The organism is Anaerotignum lactatifermentans (assembly GCF_014982935.1).
Classification (GTDB): Bacteria; Bacillota; Clostridia; order Lachnospirales; family Anaerotignaceae; genus Anaerotignum; species Anaerotignum lactatifermentans.
In genome coordinates this window covers 51,203-58,062 of the sequence record NZ_JADCKK010000015.1, presented here as the reverse complement: position 1 = coordinate 58,062, position 6,860 = coordinate 51,203, and the positions used below count along the sequence as shown (strand labels likewise).

The following is a 6,860-nucleotide window of genomic DNA, read 5'->3' as shown; positions in this document are numbered from 1 at the left end:
TGAGTACATTGACCCGTTCACGGGTGAAAAAGTAAAAGGGAACAAATAAAAATAGCCGCCAAGGGCGGCAGTTGAGAAAGTAGAGCACTTGGCGGACTTTCAATGCGCTTGCAAGCGCAGCTGGTAATAGCCCCTTCTAGGGGCAGAGCAAACCACCGGCTAAGCCGGTGGTCCTGCTTCCGTGTGTTTTATGTCGATCAAATTTCTGCGCAAATCAGTCTGCCGGCTTCTTTTGTACCCACCAGAGTCATACCTTCCGTATAGATATCCGGTGTGCGATAGCCTTTTGCTAATACAGTCTTAACGGCGTTTTCGATGGCATCTGCTTCTTCAGAAAGACCAAAGGTATAGCGCAGCATCATTGCTGTAGACAATATTGTAGCCATGGGATTTGCTTTGTCCTGACCAGCAATATCAGGCGCAGAACCATGAACCGGTTCATACATGCCGAAATTGCCTTTTGCCAGGCTGGCGGAAGGCAGCATACCGATGGAACCGGTGATCATGCTGGCTTCATCAGAGAGGATATCCCCGAAGATATTGCCTGTGACAATGACATCAAACTGTTTTGGATTGCGTACCAGCTGCATCGCTGCATTGTCGATATAAAGATGTTCCAGTGTGACTTCTGGATAATCCTTTGCCACTTCTGTTACCACTCTCCGCCACAGACGAGAGCTTTCCAGTACATTGGCTTTATCCACACTGGTGACTTTTTTGTTTCGTTTCATCGCCATATCAAAGGCTGTGACGGCGATTCGTTTGACTTCTTCTTCTGCATACTGTTCTACATCGTAAGCGGCAAGACCAAGTTCTGTATCTTTTGTGCCTCTTTCGCCAAAATAGATACCGCCTGTTAATTCACGTACCACGACGATGTCCAGTCCGCCTTCCACGATTTCCGGTTTCAGGGGACAAGCGTCTGCCAAGGCGTCAAAGAGCATTGCAGGACGAATATTGGCAAAGAGTTCCAATTCCTTACGAAGTCCAAGCAAAGCCCGTTCTGGACGTTTGTCACCAGGTAATGTATCCCATTTCCAGCCGCCAACAGCGCCCAGCAGTACAGCATCAGCTGCTTTGCAGGTGTCAATGGTTGCCTGAGGCAAACATTCTCCTACGGCGTCAATGGCGCAGCCGCCTGCCAAAACGGGAGTGTAAACAAATTCGTGATGATATTTCTCGGCGATGGTATCCAGTACCTTTAATGCTTCTCCTACTACTTCGGGACCGATACCGTCGCCGTGAATGACAGCAATGTTGTATTTCATAGGACATTTCCCTTTCTCTTTTGTATTTAACGGATGGAATTGAGCAGACCGCCTTTGGCAATGATTTCTTTGATGAAATCAGGGAAGGGCAGTGCTTGATAAGTTTCGTTTCTGGTTATGTTTGTGATGATGCCAGTATCAAAGTCGATGGCAACTTCGTCGCCGTCCTGAATCTTGTCGCTGGCTTCTTCACATTCCAGAATTGCCAAACCAATATTGATGGCATTGCGGTAGAAAATCCGGGCAAATGTTTTAGCAATGACGCAGGAAATACCGGATTCTTTGATGGCAATGGGGGCATGTTCTCTGGAAGAGCCACAGCCGAAGTTCCAGCCGCCAACCATGATGTCGCCGTCTTTTACTTTGTGGACAAATTCTGTATCAATATCTTCCATACAATGACTTGCCAGTTCTTTGTGATTGGCAGTGTTCAAATGTCTTGCAGGAATGATAACGTCTGTATCAATATTATCGCCGTACTTGTGTACGCGTCCATTTGCTTTCATTGTTCAAAACCTCCTTACACTTCATCGGGACTGCTGATTTTGCCTGTGATGGCAGATGCTGCTGCAACGGCAGGGCTTGCCAGATATACTTCGGATTTTACATGCCCCATGCGTCCAACGAAGTTTCTGTTTGTGGTTGCTACACAGCGTTCGCCTTCTGCCAGAATACCCATATGACCGCCCAGACAAGGACCGCAGGTAGGGGTGGAAACAACGCAGCCGGCTTCTACGAAAATGTCCAGATAGCCTTCTTTGATGCATTCCCGGTAAATTTTCTGGGTAGCAGGAATGATGATGGCTCTTACATCTTTATGAACCTTGTGTCCCTTCAGAATTTCTGCCGCTGTTTTCATATCGGACAGTCTGCCGTTTGTGCAGGAACCGATGACAACCTGCTGGATAGGAACGTCGCCCACTTCGTCAATGGTTTTGGTGTTTTCCGGCAGGTGAGGGAAAGCAACGGTGGGTTTGATGGCAGACAGGTCAATGTCATAAGTCTGCACATATTCTGCGTCTGCATCGGGTTCATATACAGTGTAAGGACGATTTACTTTGTCCTTCATATATTCTTTTGTAATCTCATCTACCATAAAGATGCCGTTTTTGCCGCCGGCTTCAATTGCCATGTTGGCAATACACAGACGGTCATCCATGGACAGGCTTTTCAGACCTTCGCCCATGAATTCCATGGAACGGTACAGGGCACCGTCAACGCCAATCATACCAATGATGTGCAGGATGACGTCTTTGCCGCTGACATTTTTCTGTAATGCGCCTGTCAGATTAAATTTGATGGATTCAGGGACTTTGAACCATGCCTGACCTGTTGCCATGCCGGCAGCCATATCAGTGGAGCCAACGCCAGTAGAGAAAGCACCCAGTGCACCATAAGTGCAGGTGTGGGAGTCTGCGCCGATGATACATTCCCCAGCGGCTACCAGACCTTTTTCCGGCAGGAGGGCATGTTCGATACCCATATTGCCTACATCATAGAAGTTGTCCAGATCAAATTTTCTGGCAAATGTGCGGCACTGTTTGCACTGTTCCGCCGCTTTGATGTCTTTATTGGGTGTAAAGTGATCCATAACCATGGAAACTTTGCTTTTATCAAAAACACCGGAGAAACCGGCTTTTTCAAATTCATTGATGGCAACAGGGGAGGTGATGTCATTCCCCAGTACCATGTCCAGATTGGCACGGATGAGCTGTCCCGCAACAACGGAATCCAGACCCGCGTGGGCAGCCAATATTTTCTGTGTCATTGTCATTCCCATAAAAAATCGCTCCTTTTGTGTACAAAAAGGGACAGGTGTGACAAACTGTCATGCGGCACCTGTCCCTGCTGTTTCAATTATTATTTATTTTGTGATGAAATGGCTTACCTGATTCAGACGGTTGATAGCGCTGACCAAAGCGTTGATGGAAGCCAGAATGATGTCTTCATGCATACCTACGCCCCAGTAAACTTTGCCGTTGGCATCAGCAATGGCAACATAAGCAGCTGCACGGGAGTTGGATTCTGCTTCCAGCGCATGTTCTGCATAAGTTACGAAGGTATAGTCGAAGCTGTAAAGCTTGGACTGGCGCAGGGCATTGCTGACAGCGTCCAGACGACCGTTACCGCTTGCTGTAAAGAAATATTCTGTACCAGCGATGTTTACATGAATGTCAACAGTATATCCATCGTCACCTTTATAGGTAGAATTTTTGCGGAAGGTTGCATCGGTAATATCGATGGGGTTGAATTTGTTGATATATTCGTTTTTGAATGTTTCATATACTTCCGCAGGTGTCAGTTCCTTATGACTGTGATCGGAAACACCTTTGATCATATAGCCAATTTCTTCCCGCATTTTTACAGGAATGTGGAAGCCGTAATTCTGTTCCAGAATATAAGCGATACCGCCTTTGCCGGACTGGCTGTTGATGCGGATAACGTCTGCATCATATTCTCTGCCCACATCATGAGGGTCGATGGGCAGATAGGGCACCATCCAGCGATGCATATGCTTGTCTTCGCGGTATTTCATGCCTTTTGCGATAGCATCCTGGTGAGAACCAGAGAATGCGGCAAATACCAGCTGACCGCCATAGGGCTGACGAGGATGCACTTTCATATCTGTATATTTTTCGTAAGCTTCTACGACTTTCGGCATGTTGCTAAAGTCCAGTTCGGGGTCAACGCCATGAGAGAACAGGTTCATAGCCAGTGTGACAATGTCAACGTTACCAGTTCTTTCACCGTTGCCGAACAGGGTACCTTCGATTCTGTTGCCGCCTGCCAGCAGACCCAGTTCCGCATCGGCTACGGCTGTGCCGCGGTCGTTGTGGGGGTGCAGAGAAAGGATGACGTTTTCTCTGTTGTGCAGGTGATGAGACATATAAGAGATCTGTGCTGCGTAAACATGTGGCATAGACATGGATACGGTTGCAGGCAGATTGATAATCACTTTTTTCTCAGGAGTGGGTTCCCAGATGTCGATGACAGCGTTGCAGATGGCTTCTGCAAAGTCGATTTCTGTGCCGGTGAAGCTTTCTGGAGAATATTCAAACTGAAATTCAGTTTCCGGCATTTTCTTTGCGTATTCGTTCATCAGTTTTGCACCGCTGACAGCAATATCAATGATTTCCTGGCGGTCTTTTTTGAAGACCTGTTCCCGCTGTGCCAGAGAAGTGGAATTGTACAGATGTACAATGGCTTTTTTGGCACCTTTCAGAGATTCAAATGTTTTTGCGATGATATGTTCTCTGGACTGTGTCAGTACCTGTACGGTGACATCGTCAGGAATCATATCCTTTTCAATCAGTGTACGCAAAAACTCATACTCTGTTTCAGATGCGGCGGGAAAGCCAACCTCGATTTCCTTGAAGCCAAGGGAAACCAGGAAACGAAAGAACTCTACTTTTTCATTTAGACTCATGGGAACGATTAGGGCTTGATTACCATCTCTTAAATCTACGCTGCACCAAGCGGGTGCTTTTTCCAAATGATCTTTGTTGATCCATTCCATTGAGGGTTCAGGCGGCATAAAGTAACCGACCTCGTACTTTTCGCAATTCTTCATCATCATAATAATCAAACCTTCTTTCTTCCATGAATTTGGAGTCTTTTGTAATTTACGGACGTTCCCGTGTCCGTTTTTGTTTGCCAATCTGATGGAGGTAGCCTGTCGGCTGCAGATTGGCAAACAAAAATGTTTCGCAAGCGAATTGCTTTTGAATGATATGCATTGTACTAAAATAAAAACAATTTGTCAAGTGTATTTTTGCGAATACAGTGTAAAATTTTTATTATGCACTTACGCTAAAAAAAGTTATTGACAATTGTAAAAAGTGTAATATAATTGTGTGTATCAAAAAAAATACAAAAGAAAAATGACGATGAAACAACAAAAGATGAAAGAAAGAGAGGGACTGCCACATGAAAATGACAGGTTCGCAGATCATTATGGAGATTCTGCTGGAACAAGGTGTGGATACAGTTTTTGGGTATCCCGGCGGCGCTGCATTGAATATCTATGACACATTATATCAATACAGTGATCGAATTCGCCACGTGCTGACAGCCCATGAACAGGGAGCAGCACATGCGGCAGATGGCTATGCCAGAGCAACAGGGAAGACCGGCGTTGTTTTTGCCACAAGCGGTCCTGGGGCTACCAATCTGGTAACAGGAATTGCAACAGCTTTTATGGATAGTATTCCTATGGTAGCCATTACATCAAATGTAGCAAACAGCCTGATTGGCAGAGATGCTTTTCAGGAAGTATATATTACCGGCATTACAATGCCCATTACAAAACATAATTTCTTCGTTAATAAAGTAGAAGATCTGGCACACGCTGTCAGAGAGGCATTCCGCATTGCAGCCACAGGCAGAAAAGGTCCTGTGCTGGTGGATGTAACAAAAGATGTTTCTGCTGCTCTTTGCGAGTTTGAACCAAAAGAAGCAGAACACCAAGTAAAAATGCCCACAGCTTCTGATGAGGAAATCCAGAAAATCGCAGATATGATCAATCAGGCAGAACGACCTGCAATCTACTGCGGCGGCGGTGTTCCTGCTTCAGACGCTGGGCATGAATTACAAGAACTGATCCATAAGGCAGATATCCCCATCGCCTATACCATGATGGCTGTTGGGATTGTCGGTTATAACGATACCCATTCTTTGGGCATGATCGGTATGCATGGCAGTGTCGCTGCCAATAAAGCTGTGGATCAGGCAGACTTGGTATTGGCATTGGGCACACGTTTTTCCGACCGTGTAGCACTGAATACGGAAAAATTTGCTCAGAGAGCCACAAAAGTTCAGGTTGATATCGATGAGAGCGAAATCAACAAGAACGTTATCGTAGATATGAGCGTCCTTTCCGACGTAAAATATTTTCTGGAAAAACTGCTGCCTCTCGTTGAGGAGAAAAAACGTACAGCTTGGCTGGAACAAGTAGCAGAATGGAGAAATGCTTCCATTGCGGCACAGTGCCCTGCGGCGAAAATGCATCCCCGTGATATCATTGGTGCCGTTTGTGATATGACAGATAAAGAAACCATTTATGTCACCGATGTTGGTCAGCATCAGATGTGGGCGGCACAGTTCATCAAACACCGCAACACAAAAGTATTTTTGACCAGCGGTGGTCTGGGTACCATGGGCTTTGGCTATGGCGCAGCCATCGGTGCACAGGTTGGATGCCCCGATAAACGGGTAATCCATTTCACAGGTGATGCTTCCTTCCATATGAATCTGAATGAAGCATGTACTGCAGTCAGCGAAGAACTGCCTATCATCACAGTCATCATGAACAATCATGTACTGGGTATGGTTTATCAGTGGCAGAGTTCTTTCTATGACAGGCGATATTCTGCTACAGTACCTAACCGGAAAACGGATTTCGTAAAACTGGCAGAAGGCTTCGGCGCAAAGAGCTTCCGTGCAGAAACACCGGAAGAATTCAAAGAAGCTTTTGCAGCAGCATTGCAGGAAAAAGGTCCTGTATGGATTGAATGTATCATCGATCAGGAAGAAAAGGTACTGCCTATGATTCCTAACGGCGGTACTGTAGAAGACATCATCTTGAACTAAAGA

5 protein-coding genes are annotated in these 6,860 nt (G+C 46.0%); 1 reads left to right on the top strand and 4 read right to left on the bottom strand.

The window, feature by feature from the left end; genetic code table 11:
• Positions 1-197 precede the first annotated feature (197 nt).
• The 4 genes from leuB to INF29_RS05805 form a co-directional block, all read right to left on the bottom strand.
• Complete coding sequence (leuB, locus tag INF29_RS05820) at positions 198-1,268, bottom strand: 3-isopropylmalate dehydrogenase (protein WP_193485217.1); 1,071 nt, start codon at positions 1,266-1,268, stop codon at positions 198-200.
• A gap of 26 nt (positions 1,269-1,294) precedes the next feature.
• The gene (gene leuD / locus INF29_RS05815; RefSeq protein WP_193485215.1) at positions 1,295-1,774 is read right to left on the bottom strand and encodes a 3-isopropylmalate dehydratase small subunit; all 480 of its coding nucleotides are present in this window, start codon (positions 1,772-1,774) and stop codon (positions 1,295-1,297) included.
• Positions 1,775-1,788: 14 nt separating this feature from the next.
• Positions 1,789-3,048: a 3-isopropylmalate dehydratase large subunit gene (leuC, locus tag INF29_RS05810; protein WP_193485213.1), complete on the bottom strand. Its 1,260-nt coding sequence runs from the start codon at positions 3,046-3,048 to the stop codon at positions 1,789-1,791.
• An 84-nt stretch (positions 3,049-3,132) separates the two neighbouring features.
• Positions 3,133-4,839 (bottom strand): 2-isopropylmalate synthase, encoded by a 1,707-nt coding sequence (locus tag INF29_RS05805; RefSeq protein ID WP_193485219.1) that lies wholly within the window; start codon positions 4,837-4,839, stop codon positions 3,133-3,135.
• Between the two features lie 356 nt (positions 4,840-5,195).
• Between INF29_RS05805 and ilvB the strand changes: the two genes are divergently transcribed.
• Entirely contained in the window at positions 5,196-6,857 is a 1,662-nt protein-coding gene (gene ilvB, locus INF29_RS05800; RefSeq protein ID WP_072853516.1) for a biosynthetic-type acetolactate synthase large subunit, read from the top strand.
• The last annotated feature ends 3 nt before the right edge of the window (positions 6,858-6,860 follow it).

What these genes read in the sequence shown, in the direction of transcription:
- leuB (WP_193485217.1), bottom strand. Translation starts at nt 1,268, where the DNA reads ATGAAATACAACATTGCTGTCATTCACGGCGACGGTATCGGTCCCGAA.
- leuC (WP_193485213.1), bottom strand. Translation starts at nt 3,048, where the DNA reads ATGGGAATGACAATGACACAGAAAATATTGGCTGCCCACGCGGGTCTG.
- leuD (WP_193485215.1), bottom strand. Translation starts at nt 1,774, where the DNA reads ATGAAAGCAAATGGACGCGTACACAAGTACGGCGATAATATTGATACA.
- ilvB (WP_072853516.1), top strand. Translation starts at nt 5,196, where the DNA reads ATGAAAATGACAGGTTCGCAGATCATTATGGAGATTCTGCTGGAACAA.
- INF29_RS05805 (WP_193485219.1), bottom strand. Translation starts at nt 4,839, where the DNA reads ATGAAGAATTGCGAAAAGTACGAGGTCGGTTACTTTATGCCGCCTGAA.